Below are 17,258 nucleotides of genomic sequence, written 5' to 3'. Positions count from 1 at the left end.
TGATGCGACCGGCCAGGCTGGCGGGCCACGGCGCCCTCATGTCCGCGACACGTCCGCCACCAGCACGTACCCGGCCCCGCGCACCGTCTTGATGAGGGAGGGGCTGTCGTCCTCCGGCTCGATCTTCCGGCGCAAGCGGCTGACCTGGACGTCGACCGTCCGGTCGAACGGATCGGTGCCGACACGCCGCTTGCCGACCTCGAGCAGCTGCTCGCGCGACAGGACCCGTTGCGGATGCTCCAGGAAGGCCATCAGCAGGTCATACTCCGCCCCGGAGAGATCGACCGCGACGCCCTCAGGCGAGGTGAGTTCCCGACGCGCGATGTCCAGCACCCAGCCGGCGAAGGCCAGTCGCCGCGACCGCGGATCGGGGTGCGCATCGGCCGGCGAGGCGCGGCGCAGCAACGCGCGGACGCGCGCGATAAGCTCGCGAGGCGCAAAAGGCTTGGCCACGTAGTCGTCGGCGCCAAGTTCGAGGCCGAGCACGCGGTCCATCTCCTCACCCCGCGCCGTGAGCATCAGCACCGGCACACGCGAACGCTCCCGGAGGCGGCGCAGCAGATCGAGGCCCGAGGCGCCCGGCAGCATCACGTCGAGCAGGACAAGATCGGGCTCGCCGGCCGGGCCTTCCAGAATGTCCCACATCTCGCGGCCGTCACGTGCGGCCGACACACGAAACGCGGCGTCGCGCAGCAGCCGTGCGACAAGGTTCCGCATCTCGCCGTCATCCTCGACGATGAGGATGTGCGCCTCGGGGTCGAGCAGACGGCGCTCTGCGGTATCGGTCATCTCGTCGCTTCTATCGGAGCGTAGCGCGCCAGGATGCGGGGCTGTCCTGCCGCGGGAACGAGCTGCACGACGACGCGTAGGCTGGGGTCTGCCCTGAAGTCCCCGGTGGCGACCAGCGCCGTGCCGTCGGGCCGTGGCGCAAATGCCAGCGTCTGTTGGCGGCCGCCCGCAAGCACGATGGCCGTGGCGGTGGCACCAGTCGCGGACAGCGGGCGGTCGTTCGCGTCGAACAGGAAGAACGTCAACCGGCCACCCTCCGCAAGCAGCTCCCCGTGATATGCGCCGATGTCCTGCATCTGGCCCCCATTCGGGCCACGGGACGGGCCGTGCGCAAAGGCCGGGGGCGCCGGCGCCAGCGATGGCAGGCCCAGCATGGCGGCGGCGATCATCAGACTGCGCTTTGTCGGCATCGGTGTCTCCAGGCCTCAGAATGTCTCGGGGGCGAGCGCCCCGCCAATCCGTCGTTCCTCGGCCTCCGCGCGCAGGCGGTCCAGCGCCGGGCGGCCGAAGCGGTGGAACAGGATCGGCGTCACCAGCGTATCGAGCAACGTGGCGCTGACCAGGCCACCCAGGATGGTGATGGCGACGGGATGCAGGATCTCCTTGCCCGGTGCGTCGGCACCGATTGCAAGCGGAATGAGCGCGAGGCCAGCGGAGAGCGCCGTCATCAGCACCGGCGTCAGCCGCTCTGCCGAGCCGCGCAGGACGAGCGCCAGGCCCCACCGCTCGCCCTCGTGCAGCGCCAGGTTCAGGTAGTGGCTGACCTTCAGGATGCCGTTGCGTGTCGTGATGCCGGTGAGCGTGACGAAGCCCACCAGCGTCGCGACCGACAGTGGCTGCCCGGCGATCCAGATCGCCGCGACCGCGCCGATCAGCGCCAGCGGCACGTTGCCCATGACGATCACTGCCAGCATGGCCGAGCGGTAGCGCGAATAGAGCACCACGAAGATCAGGCCGAGCGAGATCAGGGCGAGGACGGCGATGGTGCGCATCGCCTCTTCCTGTGCCTGGAAGGTCCCTTCCAGTGCGGTGGTGTAGCCGGTGGGCATGGGCGCGCGCGCGAGTTCGGCGCGGATGCCGGCGATCACCTCTGCCATGTCGGCATCGGGCGTCGTATTCGCGAGCACCACGATACGGCGGCGCGCGCCCTCGCGCAGGATCTGATTCGGGCCATCGCCCTCCTCCACGCGCGCGAGCAGGCCGAGCGGCACGCGGCCATGTGGCGTCGGCACCAGCGCCTCGGCCAGGCGGGTCGTGGTGCGATCCTCGTCGGCCAGGCGCAGCACCACGTCGAAGCGGCGCGCGCCGTCCAGGATCTGGCTGACCACCGTGCCGCCGGTGAGGGATTCTAGCGTTTCAGTCAGCGCCGCCGCCGAGACGCCGTAGAGACCTGCACGCTCATGGTCCACGGCGATGCGCAGTTGCGGGATGCGCACCTGCCGCTCGAGCTGCAGGTCGGTCAGCCCCGGCACGTTCTCCGCCAGCCGGCCGCGCAGCGTCTCGGCGAGCGTGCGCAGCGTGTCCAGGTCGTCGCCGAAGATCTTCAGCGCGATCTGTGCCCGCACGCCGGAGAGCATGTGGTCCAGCCGGTGGCTGATCGGCTGGCCGATGTTCACCGCCGCCGGCAGCGCCGCCAGCCGCGCTCGGATATCGGCCAGCACCTCGGCGCGAGAGCGGCCACCGTCGCTGAGATCGAGGTCGAGCTCGGAGGAATGCACGCCCTCCGCATGCTCGTCGAGCTCCGCCCGGCCGGTGCGGCGACCCACACCCTTCACCTCGGGCACCTGCATCAGCAGGCGCTCCGCGACGCGTCCGAGCGCGTCCGATTCCGCGAGCGAGATGCCCGGCTGGTATGTGACGTTGATGACGAGCGTGCCCTCGTTGAACGGCGGCAGGAAGGCGCGCGGCAGAAGTGGAACGCTGGAGGCGGCGACCAGGACGCTACCGAACGCAAGGCCGAGCACCATCGAGCGGTGCGCGAAGGCCCAGCGCAGCAGGCGTTCCTGCCCTGCCTTCAGCCCCCGCACCAGCGCACCGTCGCCCGCATGCATGCGCCGCATCCGTGGCAGCAGCCAATAAGACAGCACCGGTGTGACGGTGATCGCCACCAGAAGCGAACACAGGATCGAAACGATGTAGGCGATGCCGAGCGGCGCGAACAGCCGACCCTCGATCCCGGTCAGCGCGAAGAGCGGCAGGAAGACCAGCACGATGATCAGCGTGGCGTAGACGATGCCGGAGCGCACCTCCGCGCTGGCCGAAACGACGACCTGCATCACCGGTTCGGGCACGGCCCGCGCGACGTTCTCCTTCAGGCGTCGCAGGATGTTCTCGACGTCCACCACCGCGTCGTCCACCAGTTCGCCCACGGCGATGGCGAGACCGCCCAGTGTCATGGTGTTGATCGAGAGGCCGAAGGCCGCGAACACGATCGCCGTCAGCAGGATCGAGAGCGGGATCGCCGTCAGCGAGATGATGGTCGTGCGCGTGTTCAGCAGGAAGGCGAACAGCACGATCGCCACGACGACGAAGGCCTCGGCCAGCACCTGCTGCAGGTTGGCGATCGACTGCGCGATGAAGTCGGCCTGGCGGAACTTGACGCGGTCAGCCACCACGCCGCGCGGCATGCCGGCCTGCAAATCCGCGAGCGCCGCTTCCACCGCGCGCGTCAGGCGGATCGTGTCGGCGCCCGGCTGCTTGGCGATGGCAAGGATCACCGCGGGCTGGCCGTCCACCCCCGCCTCGCCGCGCTTGAAGCGCGGGCCGAACTCGACACGCGCCACTTGGCGCAGCGCGATGGGCTGCCCTTCCCGGAACCCGACCGTCGCGTTGCGCAGGTCCTCGAGCGAGGTGGTGCGGCCGATGTTGCGGATCAGGAACTCGCGGCCCGCCTGGTCCACGTAACCGCCGCCGGCATTGCCACCGAACTGGCGCAGCGCGGCGATGAGCTGGTCGTTCGTCAGGTCCAGCGCGTGCAGCCGGTCGAGGTCCGGCATGACGCGGAACTGCCGCACCGCACCGCCGATCGGAATGACCTGCGAGATGCCGGGGATGGTCAGCAGTCGCGGGCGCATCACCCAGTCTGCGAGGTCGCGCAGCTCCATTGGCCCAACCGAGCCGTCCGCGGGCGCGGTCATCGCCACCAGCATGATCTCCCCCATGATGGAGGAGACCGGCGACATGGTGGGCAGCACGCGCGGGGGAAGCTGCGCCTGGATCTGGCCGAGCCGCTCGCTCACCTGCTGGCGCGCGCGCCAGATGTCCGCACCCCAGTCGAACTCGACGAAGACGATCGAGAGCCCGACCGAGGAAACGGACCGCACCCGCGTCACGCCAGGCAGCCCGTTCACCGCGGTCTCGATCGGGAACGAGACAAGCTGCTCGACCTCCTCCGGGGCGAAGCCCTCGGCCTCGGTCATCAGCGTGACGGTCGGCTTGTTGAGATCGGGGAAGACATCGACCGGCATGCGCGACAACGTGAACATGCCGTAGACGCTGACCAGCAGCGCGGCAACGAGCACGAAAAGCCGGTTGCGCAGCGAGAACCCGACGATGGCGTTGAACAGCATGGCTCAGCGCACCCCGATCAGCGGACCTGGGCGATCAGCGCAGCACCCTGCACCACCACGCGCTGCCCGGCCTCGAGCCCGGCCGTCACCACGACGCGCGTGCCGTCAAGCGGCTGCACCCGCACCTGGCGGGGGATGAAGCGTTCCGCGGTCGCGTGCTCGAACACGACGGGCGGGCCTTCCGCGCTGCGGACCACCGCGTCGGCGGGCAGCACGACCCCCTGCACGGCGCGGGCCGTGCGCAGCGTCACGAGCACCGAGATGCCGATCGGCGCATCGGCCGGCGGATCATCCACGCGGAAGTTCACGGGGACCGCCTGCTGCCGCACCGTCAGCCCCCTTCCCACGAAGGCGAGGTCCAGCACGCGGCCGTCCGGCAGCGTCGCGTTCGCGCCCGTGATGCGCTCCAGCGCAGCACGATCGAAGGCGAGCGCCTCCACCCAGAGCCGGCTCGGGTCGACGATCTCGACGATGGTGGTCGCGCTGTCGACGATCTGCCCCACGGCGCCGCGGACGGTCGAGACGATGCCGGAGACGGGTGCGACCAGCGCTTCCCGCCCCGACAGCGCCGGCTGGATCGCGGTGCGCCGCTGCCGCGCACCGGCAAGCTCGGCCTGGGCGTCCTGGATCTCGCGCTCCGCCACCATCCCGCGCAGCGAGGTGAGGCGACGGACGCGGGCTTCGAGGATGGTGATCTGCGCATCCAGTTCGGCGGCGTTCTGGATGAGGCCACCGCGTTCTGCGGCGCTGTAGGTCGGCGTGACGTAGGCGAGGACCTGACCGCGCTCGACCCGCTGGCCGAGCGTGGGGAAGCCCGCGTCGCCAGGCTCGAGCCGTCCGTTCTGGCTGGCCTGTACCCGGCCAGAGGCGTTCGGGTCCGGCACCAGCGTGCCGATCATTCGCAGCGCGGCCGATGCCTCGCCATTCTCCGTCAGCAGTGTCCGCACGCCGAGCAGGCGCTGCGACGGCTTCGGGACAAAGATGGCGCCGTCCTGCAGGCGGCGCGGTGCCTCCCCGGTCACCAGCGCCTGCTGGGCGACGGCCGGTGCGGCGGCAGTGAGTGCTGCCAGCAGCAATGCGGCGGCGCGCCGCGCCCCGGACGGCAAGGCCTCGACCTGACGGTTGGGGCGTGCCTCTTCGACCATCGGCGGCAGGAGGCGTCGGACGGAGGCACGCCCGAGAAGCAGCCCCAGCACGAGCAGCCCGACCCCGATGCCGATCTGCACCGTGCTGTCCCGCAACAGCGCGAGCGCTGTGATGGCGTTACCGGATGCCGCAGGCAGCGCGGGAACATCGAGCGTCGCGGTCAGCAGGTCCATCTCATCCCCTGCCGTCACCGTGAAGACGATGTCGCGCCGACCAGTTCGTTCCAGCAGCGGATGCCGCACCACGAAAAGGCCGATTCCCTGGCGCTCTGCCGGTATGTCCTGGCCATCGAGCGAGAGCGTGATGGAGCCGTCCAGCGGTGCGTTATCGGCGTAGCGGTCGAGCGTGACCGTCAGCGCGCCGCCCAGCTGAAGGACCGCGACGACTTCGAACAGATCGCTGTGCGCCTCCGCGCGCGGCAGGGCCGTGGCGACCGGCTCCGGCGCGGCGCCGTGATCATGCCCCTCATGCGCGGCGGCGGGCCAGGCAAGCAGAAGCAGGCCCAGCAGACTTATGGCAGCGAGGCCGAAAGCGGCCGGCAGATGGCTTGAGGCAATACGACAGCGCATGGGGAGCTCCCTGGGGCACGCTCTCTTGCCCCGGGCAATGCGACGACACCGCGCCGGATCGTGACAAAGTGTGTCAGGGAGGATCGCAGTTGCTCCCTCGGGGCGACGAAGCCCGCTGACCGGAATGGATGGAACCGGGCCGCCTCACCCCGCGCGGCGGCGCTGCACGGCGTGGCGTTCTCATACCTGCAGAACTTCGGCTACACGCCAGCCATGGCGAGACGGGCGCCTGGGGCTCTGATCGCGTGCGTGGAACAGCAATGCCAGCCAGCATGCGCACGCTGAGCCGAACCGCCACGGCACTCGGTTCTCATGCTCGGGGGCGAACCTGGTCGGAACGAATCGCTCACCGGCATTCAATCTCCAGATAGCTTCCCTGATCACGGTCGTGGCAACGTGTCAGATCAGACACCCCCTCCCCCCCCCCCGCGTCCCTTGGACACCATGACCACGAGCACACCAGATCGCCTGCTGATCCGCGATGCCCATGTGTTTGCCGCCGATGACGCAGGCACGCAGTGGCCGTGCGCCGACATCCTGATCGAGGCCGGGAGGATCGCCGCGATCGGGCCGGGGCTTGCCGTCGAGGGGCCCATCGGGCGCGTGATCGAGGCGAAGGGCATGCTCGCCATACCCGGCCTGATAAACGCCCACTTCCACTCGCCGGGCAACCTGATGCGCGGCATGCTTGACGGGCTTCCGCTCGAGATCTTCATGCTCTACGAGGTGCCGCCGCTCGCCGCCGGCGTTCCGGTCGGGCACCTCAACTACGTGCGCACCCTTCTCGGTGCGGCCGAGATGCTGAGGCTCGGCATCACGTCCGTGATGGATGATGCGTTCCATGTTCCGGTTGCCTCCGCCGAGGGGATCGACGGCATCGCGCGCGCCTATCGCGACATCGGCATGCGTGCCCGCCTCGCGATCGACCAGCCCAATGTCGTCGAGTACGAGAAGTATCCCTTCCTGCACGACCTGCTCACGCCCGCGATGCGCGCGGCAATGGAATCAGCGCCGCGGCAGACGGACGAGGAGCTGCTCGCCCTCTACGCGCACCTCGTCTCGACGTGGGACGGCGCGGGAGACGGGCGCATCGGCGCCGCTCTCTCCTGCTCGGCGCCGCAGCGCGTGACGCTGCCCTACTTCGTCGGTCTTTCGGAGCTCTCGGAGCGGCATGATCTTCCGTTCAACTGCCACATCCTCGAATCGAAGCTTCAGCGCGTGCTCGGCGAGGAGAAGTACGGAAGGAGCCTGGTGCGCTACGTGCACGACCTCGGCCATCTCGATGCGCGCATGGTCGTGATCCATGCCATCTGGATCGACGAGGACGACATGGCACTGCTCGCCCGCTCGGGCGCGACCGTGGCGCACAACCCGCTCTGCAACCTCCGCCTCGGGAGCGGGGTGATGCCGTTCCGCGCGCTCGCCGATGCCGGCGTGCCGATCGCCCTCGGCACCGACGAGGCGACGGTGGACGATACGGTCAATCTCTGGGGCGTCATCAAGCAGGCGGGCCTGGTCCACACCCTTTCCGACGACGAGTATGAGCGCTGGCCTGCGGCGCCGGAGATCCTCTCCTGCCTCTGGCGCGGCGGGGCGCGGGCGCTGCGCTGGCCGGACATCGGCCATCTCACCGTCGGAGCGAAGGCCGACATCGCGCTGCTCGATCTCGACACCTACGCCTTCACGCCGCTGAACGACCTCCGCCGCCAGCTCGTCTATTGCGAGAGCGGATCATCCGTGCGGATGACGATCGCAGCGGGTCGCGTGGTGTTCGAGGATGGGCGCGTGACGACCATCGACGAAGCCGCGCTCAGGGCGGAGGCGCGGGCCCTGATGGCGGGCTACCGCCAGTCGCTCGGTCCTGCCCTCGAGGAAGCGAGGCGGCTTGAGCCCGCCTATCGCGCGATGGTCGCGCGCGCCCATGCCCGCGATGTCGGGCTGCGGCGCAGGCTCACCGGCTGAGCGAGGAGATCGCGGCGAGAAGCCCCGCCGGGCCAATGCCGCCGACAGCGGCGGCACCTGTCGCCATCGCGCGCCGCGCCGCCTCCGCGTGCGGAAGGCCAGCGGCGAGATGGGCGGCGAAGGCGCCGACGGTCGCGTCGCCGGCGCCGGTCGGATCGACGGCATCCACCGGCTCAACCGCGATCCGGCGATGCCCAGCCCTGTCGACGAGCAGAACGCCGTCGGCACCACGTTTCTGCAGCACCACCGTGCCGAGCGCGGCAAGTACATCGGCCGCATCGTCATCCCCACGCCCGGGAAGCAGGAGCCGCGTTTCGGCGACGCTCGGGCAGAACGCCGCGAGCCCTGGCACGGCGGCGAGGAGCGCCTCGCGCGCGCGCGCGGCAAAGGCCTCGCTCGTGTCGGCGATGACGGGAATGCCGGCCGGGGCGGCCGCTTCGATGGCTGTGGCCAGCGTCTCGGGCAGAACCGGCATCACCACCCAGGCTGCCCAGCGAGACGACGCATCGGGCAGCGGCGGACGAAGCGCGCGCGTGCGCTCCCACCACACCTCATCGTCGTGATGGGCCGACCGCCGATTGCCCGCCCGGTCGTGACGCTGCACCGATCGTCGCGTCAGGCCCGGTCCCGCAACCAGGCCTGTCGTGTCGATCCCCGAGGCCGCCAGCGCGGCGGTCGCGGCGGCGGGCCAGTCCGCGCCGGTGCGGGCGAACAGCGTGACCGCCGCCCCCGCATGCCGCGCGCCGAGCGCGGCGTAGAGCGCCGCTCCACCCGGGACGTCGCCTGCCTCCGCCGCGGGTGTCCGGATCGCATCGAGCGAGACATGGCCGATGATGGCGAGCGGCCGTGTCACAGCCCCGTGCCGAGCAGCGAGCGGCGCGTCATCGCACGGCTTGCGGCGAAGCGGGCGCCATCGTCCTTGAGGTGCCGGCGCGTATCGGGATCGAAGCCCGTTGCGCGGGCGATATGGTGCGCGAGGCGTTGCAGCACAACCGCTGACGCGATCGGCGCGACATCGGCGTCGATCGGGCCGAGACCGACCCGCGCGGAAGCTGCCGGCACCGGCGCCTCCGCCGTCTCGACCGAGACGACGCGCAGCCCCATGGCGCCGAGCGCGCGCGCGTTCGCGTTGGCATAGGCAGCGATCGCGCGAGATGGCGCGAGCATGATGATGAGCTCGCCCCGTTCAACCGCCCAGAACTGGCTGTGCGCGAACTCCTCGATGTCGCCCGCCCAGGCCGGCGTCCGGGTCAGCTCGACAAGCTTCGCCGCGCCGTATTGTGCCGTTCCCGTATCGGCGCCCGCGGTCAGGATGCGTACGCCGCGCGGAGCGGGCCCGGCGATCGCGGCGATGTCGGGCACCAGGGATGCCGCGACGGCGTCGATCGCCGCGGCAAGCCCCGCATGCGGAACCTGGGCACCGGCCGCACCAGCGGCGATCAACGCAAGCGCAAGCAGCGTCGCCGTGTAGCTGGTGGTGCCGCAGAGGAACGGGGCGAGGTCGGCGATATCGAGCGAGACCCTGGCCGCGGCGATCTGCCCGAGCCGCCCGCCTGCCCCGTTGCACAGCACGGCCACGCGCGCGCCGGATGCCGCTGCCGCCGTCGCCGCCTCCACCGTCCGGTCGACGTTGCCCGACATCGAGATGGCAAGGACGCGATCCTGGGCACCGAGCCTTCCGGCGGCGCCGAGCGCCACCGTCATCGCTCCCTCGGCACACCACGCGAGGCCAAGCCGGTCGCGTGCGAAGCCGGCCATCGCGGCTGCGGCGAACAGCCCGTCGCCACAGCCCGTCACCACGACGCGGCCCCCTGGCGCGGGTGCGAGGGAGGCCGCCCCGAATGCGGCGAATTCGTCGGCGCGCGCGAGCAGGGTACGGAGCACCGCGGGCTGTCGCGCGATGTCGGCGGCCATGGGGCCATCGGGAAACGGCATCGGGTCCATCGCGTTCAACCGTGCACGGCGCGCCAGTGGCGCGCGATTTCGTCGCGCCGGGCAATCCAGGCGCCGCCCTTCGCGCGCACGTGGCGGAGGAACCTGTCGAGCCCGGCGATGCGGCCCGGCCGACCGATGACGCGCGTGTGCAGCCCGACGGTCATCATCCGCGGCCGCCGCGCGCCCTCCTCCCACAGCCAGTCGAACGCGTCGCAGCAGTACCGCTCGAAGTGCTCGGCGAGCGCGAAGCCGCGGTTGCCGAAGAAGCGCATGTCGTTGGTGTCGAAGTTGTAGGGCAGCACCACGTGGCGATGGCCGCCGACCTCAACGAAGTAGGGCAGCTCGTCATTGTAGGCGTTGCTGTCGTACGCGAAGCCCCCCTCCTCGACGAGCAGCCGCCGCGTGTTCTCCGACGTCAGCGAGCGGACATGCCAGCCCACCGGCCTCACCCCGCAGGTCTCGCGCAGCGAGGCGACGCAGCGTGCGATCACATCGCGCTCCTCCGCCTCGGCCATGTGGACGTGGTTCTCCCACCGCCAGCCGTGGCAGGAGACCTCGTGGCCGCGCGCGACCGCGTCGCGCCCGAGCCAGGGCGTGCGCTCCATCGCACGGGCGCAGGCGTTGAGGGTGGAAACGGCGCCGTATCGTTCCATCACCTCCATCAGCCGCCAGTAGCCGACACGGCTGCCGAACTCGAAATGGCTCTCGAGGGCGAGGTGGCGCGCGCCGGCCACCTCCTCCTGGATCTCGTACATCGACTCGTTATGCGGGTCGCCGTCTGCCAGCGCGTATTCCGCCCCCTCCTCGATGTTCAGCACGAGCGAGACCGCCACGCGCGCCCCGCCCGGCCATTGCGGATCGGGGGGATTGCGGCCATAGCCGACGAAGTCACGATCGGTTGTCATCATCGACCTGCATGCTGCTCTGCTGGCTGGGGCGGGGGAAAGGGAGGAAAGGTTGCGGACGGAGCCCCTGCGGATGGCGTTCTGGCCCGTGCGGGCCGACATCGTCACCGACAATCTTGCGACGTTCTCGGCCCGCACGGGCATCGCCGTCACGCCCGTGCCGATCGAGGGCGACTATGCCGCCGCCATCGAGGCTGCGTTCGCCTCCGGCGAGGGACCCGACGTGTTCTACGCCCAGCGCGGCGAAGCCTCGCGCTGGCTCACCGACGGGCTGATCCGCCCGCTCGACGGGCTCGATGGGGCCGACGCCATCCTGGCCGAGCACCGCCCGCTGATCGCCGCGAGCGCGCGTGCGGACGATCGTCGCATCATCGGCCTCACCTACTACAACGCCGGACCCTTCGCCCTGTTCCGCAACGAGGCGCTGCTCGCCGCGGCGGGTTTTGGCACCGCCAGCGACGAGGCCACCCACCCGCGCCGGTGGGAGGAGGTTGAGGCGATGGCGCGCAGCATCCGCGCGCGCGGCCTCTCCGACCACCCGATCCTGATGCGCTGGTATCGTGCGCCGACCGGCCTGCCCTGGGCCTTCCTCGCCGATTGCGCCGCGGAGGGCGAGCGCCTGGTGGACGCGGCGTGGGAGCCCCTGTTGGGCCCGGACACGCCAGCAGCGATGGTGCTCGCGCGCTGGCGCCGCCTCGTCCGCGAGGGCCTTGCCCCGCTCGCTGCCCTCGACCACGACGACGTCTCCATCGACGACGCCTGGTGCGCGGGCGGCCACGCCTTCTATCCAACGATGGACTATCTCACCGCGGCCTACAGCGCCCGCGCGCCTGGCCGGTTCTCGATCAACGCGACCTATCCCGGCGCCACGGGCGACACGCTCCTGCTCGGCCACGCCATTCTCTGCCTGTCGGCCACGCCGATGCCGGCCGCGCGGCTCTCCGATGCCTGGCGGCTCCTGCGTTTCCTGGGTCATCGCGACGATGACGGAACGCTTTTCGTGCACCGGCGCTGGGCGTGCGAGATGAACCTCTGGACGCCGTACGAGGAGATCGATCGTGACGAGGCCGTGCGCGCGGCGCGGCGCTCCTTCCTGCCGCCTGGCCTCGCCGCCAGCGCGCTTGCCTGGCAGGACGCGCAGCGCACCCGTGCCGCCGCCCCGCCGCTCGTCCGCGCGCCCGGCTACATGGCGTGGTCGGCGGCACTTGCGCGGCGCATCGAGCACGAGGTGCTGAAGGGTGACGCGCCGGTCGCGCAGGTCGTCGCGTGCCTGCGCGAGGACTGGCTCCGCCTCGCCGGCTCTAGTCGCTGACATGACGCAGCCCGATCGTCGCGGCGACGATCGCGACGAGAAGGGTCGAGAGCAGGATCTGGACGCCCGAGATGGCGGCGACCAGCGGCGTCGTCTCCGTCTGCACGATGCCGAGCAACTCCACCGGCAGCGGCGGATTGCGCATCCCATGGGTAAAGATCGCGATCGAGATGTTGTCGAACCCCTCGATGAAGGTGAAGGCAGCGCCAGCAAGGATGGCCGGGAGCAGGAGCGGCAGGGTGATGTCGCGAAAGGCGCGCGCACGCCCGGCGCCGAGGTTCGCCGCCGCCTCCTCAAGGGCCGGGTCGAGCCGCTCGAGCCGCGCGAGCACGGTGCGCACCAGCACCGCAAGGATGAAGGCCGTCACCGCGAAGGACTGCAGCGCCAGCGAGGGCCTGAGCCCGACGGCGGAACCGGCGAACAGCACCGCCACGCCAAGCACGACCCCCGGCACCGCGTGCGGCAGGAGGACGATCACCGGCACGGCGCCGCGCCAGCGGAACCGCCCGCGGCCGCTCGCCAGCGCCGCCGGAACGCCCAGCAGGATGCAGAGCACCATCACCACGAGCCCCGACCAGAGGCTGTTGACGATCGCGCGGACAAGCTGCGCGTTGTCGGCGAGTGCTGCGTACCAGCGGAGCGTGAAGCCCTGCGGCGGGAACGAGACGAAGGCGCGCGTGTCGAACGACACCGCAAGCACGATCAGCGAGGGGACGACCAGCACCGCGAGGCCGAGCACGCCCAGCGCGAGCACGAGCCCCACGCCGATCCTGTCGCCGATCGAGGTCCGCGCCCCCCGCTTCATCGCGCCCGTCTCATCGCGCCCGTCTCATCGCGCCCGTCTCATCGCGCCCGTCTCATCGCAGCAGCCTCACGCCCGGGCCTGGTCTGACCAGCGCATCGCCCGCCGTGTCGCCATGGTGATGGCAAAGACGGTCGCGAGGCATGTGGCGAGCATGATGGCGGCGGTCACGGCCCCCTTCGACCAGTCGAGCGCGAAGATCATCTGTTCGTAGATCATCGTCGCGGCGTTGAGATAGTTGCCGCCGCCGAGCAGCTGCGGCACCACGAACGTCGTGTAGGAGAGCGCGAACACGAGACTCGCGCCGGCGCCGATGCCCGGCACCGCGAGCGGCAGCGTCACGTCGCGGAGCGTGCGCAGCCGGCTCGCGCCGAGATTGAGGGCAGCGTCCTCGAGCCGCGGGTCCTGGCGCGACATCACAGCGATCAGCGGCAGCACCATGATGGGCAGGTGGATCTGCGTCATCCCGATCAGCACGGCCCAGTGGGTGTTGATCAGCCGCAGCGGCTCGTCGATCAGGCCGAGGCCGAGCAGCGCCTGGTTCAGGAGGCCGCGCTGGCGGCCGAGGATCACGATCCACGCGTATGTGCGGACGATCGCGCTTGTCAGCAGCGGCGCGATGGTCGCCACAAGGATCACGGTGCGGAGCCAGCCCGGGCTGCGCAGGTGCAGATAGGCGATCGGGAAGCCGAACAGCAGGCAGAGCACCGTGACGGAAGCCGCGAGCGTGAACGAGCGCGCGAAGGCAGCGTGGTAGAGCGGGTCGCCGACGGCAGCGATGAAATGCTCCGTCGTCAGCGACCACGATACGATCGCGCCGCGCGACATCCCCACATCCGACACCGCGAAGGACAGCAGGAGCGCGAGCGGCAACCCCGCGACGACGAGCACGAAGGCGAGTGACGGCAGCGCGAGCAACGCGCCGCCCGAAGCCCAGCCCCCGGCACGCTGCGTGCTCATGCGGCGGCCTGGTCGAGCCGGGGGAACACGAAGCAGGCCGAGAGGTCGCGCACGCGCAGGGCCACCGCCTCGCCTGGCGCGGGAACCGCACCGGCACGCGGAACGGTGACGCGGAAGGGCAAGGGCGCGCCTTCCACCAGCACCTCTATCTCGAGGAACGGCCCCGAGGGGCGGACGAAGGCGACGCGGCCGCGCCAGGCAGCGCCCTCCGCGCCGACGGGGCAGGGCTCGAGGTTGTGCGGGCGCACCATCACTGACACACGGCCGATCACGCGGGAGGGAACGCTGAGCCCTGCGGGCAGCGTCACGCGGCCGCCGCGCGCCTCATCCGGCCAGTGGTTCGCCGCGCCGACGAAATCGGCGACGAAGGCGGAAGCCGGGCGGTCATACACCTCAGCCGGCGGGCCTGCCTGTTCGATCCGGCCGCCGCGCATGACCGCGATCGCGTCGGAGATGCCCATCGCCTCATCCTGGTCGTGCGTCACGAACACCGCCGTGATGCCGACCGACTTGATGAGCCGCCGCACCTCAGACTGCATCGCCGCCCGCAGCTTCGCATCGAGCGCGCTGAACGGCTCGTCGAGCAGCAGGAGTTGCGGCGCGAGCACGAGGGCGCGGGCGAGCGCCACCCGCTGCTGCTGCCCGCCGGAGAGCTGCGCGGGGTAGCGGTCTGCGAACGCCGTGAGCGAGACGAGCTCGAGCGCCTCCGCGAGGCGCCGGCGCTGCTCCTCCCGCGGCACCCCCCGCACGCGCAGGCCGTAGCCCACATTGCGCGCGACCGTCATGTGCGGAAACAGCGCATAGGATTGGAACACGACACCGATGGGCCGCCGGTTCACCGGCATCGCGAGCGCATCCTGGCCACCGAGCCGCACGGTGCCGGAATCGGGTGCGACGAAGCCGGCGATGATGCGCAGCAACGTCGTCTTGCCGCAGCCCGATGCGCCGAGGAGGGTGACGATCTCCCCCTGCCGCACTGCGAGCGTGCAGTCATCGAGCGCTGCGTGCGCGCCGAACGCCTTCGAGACCCCGGCGACGTCCAGGAACGCCGCCACCCCCTGCCCGCTCATCGCATCAGAGCGAGTACATCCGATCGAACGCCTCGACGAGACGCCCACGGACCGGAACGATCTTCGTCCAGTCGATCTCCTTGATCTGCGAGACCTCCTGCGGGTTCGCCGGCAGGAACGCGGCGCTGTCGGGCGGCGGCGCCACGCCGGTGACGGTGATGCCGAAGAAGTAGGGGGACCCCGCGGCGAAGCGCTGCTGCTCGGGCGCGATCAGCTCGTTGATGTACTCGTAGGCGAGCTCCTTGTTCGCGCTCGTGCGGAACACGACCGCCGAGGAGGCGAGCACCATCATGCCCAGCGGCGCGGGCTTCACGAAGCCGATCGGCAGGCCCTTGCTGGCCGCGATCGCGGTGTTGCTGTGCCAGAGGATGCAGAGCGCGATCTCGCCGCGCTCGAGCATCTGCGTCAGGATCGCTGGGCTGCGCGCGATGACCGGCTGGAGCTCGCGCCACTTGGCCATCCCCGGGCCGAGGTCGGCATCCGTGCCGCCGGCCACAGACGTCGCGACGGCGAGCGAGGCGAGGCCAAGGTTGGACGAGGGGCGCGCGAGGCCGATCTTGCCGCGGAACGCCGGGTTCCAGAGATCCGCCCAGGAGGTGGGCGGGTTCGGCACCATGGACTTGTTATAGGCGATGCCGATGCCGGTGTAGAACGTGGGCACGCCCCAACCATGGGCTTCGGGCAGGTATTTCGGATCGAGCCGCGCCGCGTTGGGGATCCTGGACAGGTCGATGCGCTCGAACACATCCTCCTGGACACCGAGCAGCAGGGCTGGCGCCTCCATGGTGGTCATGTCGAACGGGCTGTCGCCGCGCGCCGCCTTCACCCGCGCGATCACCTCCGCCGAGAGGCTCGGCACCAGGCGGATGGAGACGCCGCGGTTGCGCCGTTCCACCGCATCGGCGGCGCGACGATAGGGCGCGTCGAGCGTGCCGCCGAGGCTTCCCATCACGAGCTCGCGCGATTGCGCCCAGGCAACGTGCGGCGCGGCAAGCGTCGTGGAGGCGGCGAGCGCGCCGAGGCCGAGGCGACGGCGGGTGATCTGTGTCATTGGTTCCTCGTCCGTGTGGGTCTGGTGGGGCGGCGATGGTCACGCACGCGCGGGTCGCCCATAGGCGGGATCGGCCTCGGTCATCAGCGCGGGTTCGAGGACGCGCTCGACGTTCTCGCGCACGCCGACGCTGTGCAGCATCCGGATGCGCATGTACTCGCCCGCCGTCATCGGCGGATGGCGGGGCGGGTTCGCCGGTCCGGTGCAGGTGGGAAGGGCCTCGACCACGGTTGCGAAGGCGGGCTTCTGGAAGAAGCCGAAGGACATGCGCCCGCCCGCCGCCCCACGCGGGCTGACGACGCGGTGGAGCGACGAGGTCCAGCGGTCATTGGTCCAGCGCCGCAGCAGATCGCCCACGTTGACCATGATCGTGCCCGGCTCGTAGGCAGCGGGGATCCAGGCCCCGGCCTCGTCCATGATCTCGAGACCGCCGCGCGCGAGGCCGGGCCCGGACGCCTCGACGAGCAGGGTCAGCGAGCCGATGTCGCGGTGCGCGCTCGCCCCCATCTGGCCCGCCGGCAGCGCGGCCGTGACGGGGGGATACCAGAGGCAGCTCGCGGTGCTCTCCTGCAGCGCCAGGGCCGGTGCGAACCAGCCTTCGCCAAGCCCGAGCGCCGCGGCGGCGACCTCCATGATGCTGTCACCGACGCGCTGCATCTCGACGTAGAAGGCCTCGGCGGCAAGCTGGAACGACGGCAGCGCAGCGGGCCAGACGTTCGGCTGGTACGCCCAGCCCACCTCGGGGCGGGCGGGGTCGTGGGCGTCGTTGTCGACCGGGCGACTGATCTTGAATTTCTCCTTGAGGTCGAACGCGCCGGCGGAGCCGAAGAGCGCGCCGCTGAGTTCGCTTTCCACGCCCCAGTAGCCGTTGAAGCGCTCCTCGCTTCCAATGGCGCAGGCGCGCTTCTCGGCCACCGGCAGGGAGAAGAAGGCGCGCGCCGCGGCGGTGAGATCATCGACCACCGCGGTTGGGAAGCTGGGGTCGACCACGCGCAGGAAGCCCAGATGGCGTCCTGCTGCGTCCATCTCGGCGGCGATGGCCGCGCGCTCGGCAATGCCGCCGCCGCGGAACCGGCCGAGGTCGATCGTCGGAATGGTCACTCCAAGCCCTCTCACGTGCAGACGGACCCCATCGAGCGCTACCGTGGCAGGCAAGCGCCGTGCCATGGCAGGATCTCGCGTGCGCCG

General features: G+C 70.7%; 14 protein-coding genes. 2 read left to right on the top strand and 12 right to left on the bottom strand.

The window, feature by feature from the left end:
- Positions 1 to 36: 36 nt before the first annotated feature.
- Genes Q0C38_RS09555 through Q0C38_RS09540 form a run of 4 tightly spaced genes read right to left on the bottom strand, consistent with a single transcriptional unit; the run spans position 37 to position 6,073 of the window.
- Positions 37 to 789 carry a response regulator transcription factor gene (locus tag Q0C38_RS09555; RefSeq protein ID WP_291296855.1) on the bottom strand — a complete coding sequence of 251 codons (753 nt, stop codon included), beginning with the start codon at positions 787 to 789 and terminating at the stop codon, positions 37 to 39.
- A complete protein-coding gene (locus Q0C38_RS09550; RefSeq protein ID WP_291296854.1) occupies positions 786 to 1,199 on the bottom strand; it encodes a hypothetical protein in 414 nt (137 codons plus the stop codon). The genes Q0C38_RS09555 and Q0C38_RS09550 overlap by 4 nt, the downstream gene beginning before the upstream one ends.
- Positions 1,200 to 1,214: 15 nt before the next feature.
- Positions 1,215 to 4,358 carry an efflux RND transporter permease subunit gene (locus Q0C38_RS09545; RefSeq protein ID WP_366937257.1) on the bottom strand — a complete coding sequence of 1,048 codons (3,144 nt, stop codon included), beginning with the start codon at positions 4,356 to 4,358 and terminating at the stop codon, positions 1,215 to 1,217.
- A gap of 17 nt (positions 4,359 to 4,375) precedes the next feature.
- Positions 4,376 to 6,073 (bottom strand): efflux RND transporter periplasmic adaptor subunit, encoded by a 1,698-nt coding sequence (locus Q0C38_RS09540; protein WP_291296853.1) that lies wholly within the window; start codon positions 6,071 to 6,073, stop codon positions 4,376 to 4,378.
- Positions 6,074 to 6,517: 444 nt separating this feature from the next.
- Between Q0C38_RS09540 and Q0C38_RS09535 the strand changes: the two genes are divergently transcribed.
- Positions 6,518 to 8,035 carry an amidohydrolase family protein gene (locus tag Q0C38_RS09535; protein ID WP_291296852.1) on the top strand — a complete coding sequence of 506 codons (1,518 nt, stop codon included), beginning with the start codon at positions 6,518 to 6,520 and terminating at the stop codon, positions 8,033 to 8,035.
- Here the strand turns inward: Q0C38_RS09535 and Q0C38_RS09530 are convergent.
- From Q0C38_RS09530 to Q0C38_RS09520, 3 genes are read right to left on the bottom strand one after another with little or no spacing between them, the layout of a single operon-like run.
- Positions 8,025 to 8,888: a carbohydrate kinase family protein gene (locus Q0C38_RS09530; RefSeq protein WP_291296851.1), complete on the bottom strand. Its 864-nt coding sequence runs from the start codon at positions 8,886 to 8,888 to the stop codon at positions 8,025 to 8,027. The genes Q0C38_RS09535 and Q0C38_RS09530 overlap by 11 nt on opposite strands.
- A complete protein-coding gene (locus tag Q0C38_RS09525; RefSeq protein WP_291296850.1) occupies positions 8,885 to 9,949 on the bottom strand; it encodes an SIS domain-containing protein in 1,065 nt (354 codons plus the stop codon). Before Q0C38_RS09525 ends, Q0C38_RS09530 begins: the two co-directional genes overlap by 4 nt.
- 35 nt (positions 9,950 to 9,984) lie before the next feature.
- The gene (locus Q0C38_RS09520; protein ID WP_291296849.1) at positions 9,985 to 10,875 is read right to left on the bottom strand and encodes a polysaccharide deacetylase family protein; all 891 of its coding nucleotides are present in this window, start codon (positions 10,873 to 10,875) and stop codon (positions 9,985 to 9,987) included.
- Positions 10,876 to 10,948: 73 nt separating this feature from the next.
- Between Q0C38_RS09520 and Q0C38_RS09515 the strand changes: the two genes are divergently transcribed.
- Positions 10,949 to 12,187 carry an ABC transporter substrate-binding protein gene (locus Q0C38_RS09515; protein ID WP_291296848.1) on the top strand — a complete coding sequence of 413 codons (1,239 nt, stop codon included), beginning with the start codon at positions 10,949 to 10,951 and terminating at the stop codon, positions 12,185 to 12,187.
- On the opposite strand, the gene Q0C38_RS09510 is transcribed toward Q0C38_RS09515, so the two are convergent.
- From Q0C38_RS09510 to Q0C38_RS09490, 5 genes are all read right to left on the bottom strand, one after another.
- A complete protein-coding gene (locus Q0C38_RS09510; protein WP_291296847.1) occupies positions 12,177 to 12,992 on the bottom strand; it encodes an ABC transporter permease in 816 nt (271 codons plus the stop codon). The two genes, Q0C38_RS09515 and Q0C38_RS09510, sit on opposite strands and share 11 nt — an antisense overlap.
- 66 nt (positions 12,993 to 13,058) lie before the next feature.
- Entirely contained in the window at positions 13,059 to 13,949 is an 891-nt protein-coding gene (locus Q0C38_RS09505) for an ABC transporter permease (RefSeq protein ID WP_291296846.1), read from the bottom strand.
- Positions 13,946 to 15,019, bottom strand: a complete 1,074-nt coding sequence (locus Q0C38_RS09500; protein WP_291296845.1) for an ABC transporter ATP-binding protein — start codon at positions 15,017 to 15,019, stop codon at positions 13,946 to 13,948. The genes Q0C38_RS09505 and Q0C38_RS09500 overlap by 4 nt, the downstream gene beginning before the upstream one ends.
- A gap of 4 nt (positions 15,020 to 15,023) precedes the next feature.
- Positions 15,024 to 16,070 (bottom strand): extracellular solute-binding protein, encoded by a 1,047-nt coding sequence (locus tag Q0C38_RS09495; protein WP_291296844.1) that lies wholly within the window; start codon positions 16,068 to 16,070, stop codon positions 15,024 to 15,026.
- A gap of 39 nt (positions 16,071 to 16,109) precedes the next feature.
- Positions 16,110 to 17,186 (bottom strand): isopenicillin N synthase family oxygenase, encoded by a 1,077-nt coding sequence (locus Q0C38_RS09490; protein ID WP_291296843.1) that lies wholly within the window; start codon positions 17,184 to 17,186, stop codon positions 16,110 to 16,112.
- Between the last annotated feature and the right edge of the window lie 72 nt (positions 17,187 to 17,258).

The organism is Elioraea sp. (genome assembly GCF_022842375.1).
Taxonomy (GTDB): Bacteria; Pseudomonadota; Alphaproteobacteria; order Acetobacterales; family Acetobacteraceae; genus Elioraea_A.
Note: the sequence above shows the minus strand (reverse complement) of the source record. Positions and strands in the feature narration are given on the sequence as shown.

Excerpts from the sequence above, each read along its gene's own strand:
- Q0C38_RS09555 (WP_291296855.1), bottom strand. The coding sequence starts at position 789 with ATGACCGATACCGCAGAGCGCCGTCTGCTCGACCCCGAGGCGCACATC.
- Q0C38_RS09550 (WP_291296854.1), bottom strand. The coding sequence starts at position 1,199 with ATGCCGACAAAGCGCAGTCTGATGATCGCCGCCGCCATGCTGGGCCTG.
- Q0C38_RS09545 (WP_366937257.1), bottom strand. The coding sequence starts at position 4,358 with ATGCTGTTCAACGCCATCGTCGGGTTCTCGCTGCGCAACCGGCTTTTC.
- Q0C38_RS09540 (WP_291296853.1), bottom strand. The coding sequence starts at position 6,073 with ATGCGCTGTCGTATTGCCTCAAGCCATCTGCCGGCCGCTTTCGGCCTC.
- Q0C38_RS09535 (WP_291296852.1), top strand. The coding sequence starts at position 6,518 with ATGACCACGAGCACACCAGATCGCCTGCTGATCCGCGATGCCCATGTG.
- Q0C38_RS09525 (WP_291296850.1), bottom strand. The coding sequence starts at position 9,949 with ATGGCCGCCGACATCGCGCGACAGCCCGCGGTGCTCCGTACCCTGCTC.
- Q0C38_RS09520 (WP_291296849.1), bottom strand. The coding sequence starts at position 10,875 with ATGACAACCGATCGTGACTTCGTCGGCTATGGCCGCAATCCCCCCGAT.
- Q0C38_RS09515 (WP_291296848.1), top strand. The coding sequence starts at position 10,949 with ATGGCGTTCTGGCCCGTGCGGGCCGACATCGTCACCGACAATCTTGCG.
- Q0C38_RS09510 (WP_291296847.1), bottom strand. The coding sequence starts at position 12,992 with ATGAAGCGGGGGGCGCGGACCTCGATCGGCGACAGGATCGGCGTGGGG.
- Q0C38_RS09505 (WP_291296846.1), bottom strand. The coding sequence starts at position 13,949 with ATGAGCACGCAGCGTGCCGGGGGCTGGGCTTCGGGCGGCGCGTTGCTC.
- Q0C38_RS09500 (WP_291296845.1), bottom strand. The coding sequence starts at position 15,019 with ATGAGCGGGCAGGGGGTGGCGGCGTTCCTGGACGTCGCCGGGGTCTCG.
- Q0C38_RS09495 (WP_291296844.1), bottom strand. The coding sequence starts at position 16,070 with ATGACACAGATCACCCGCCGTCGCCTCGGCCTCGGCGCGCTCGCCGCC.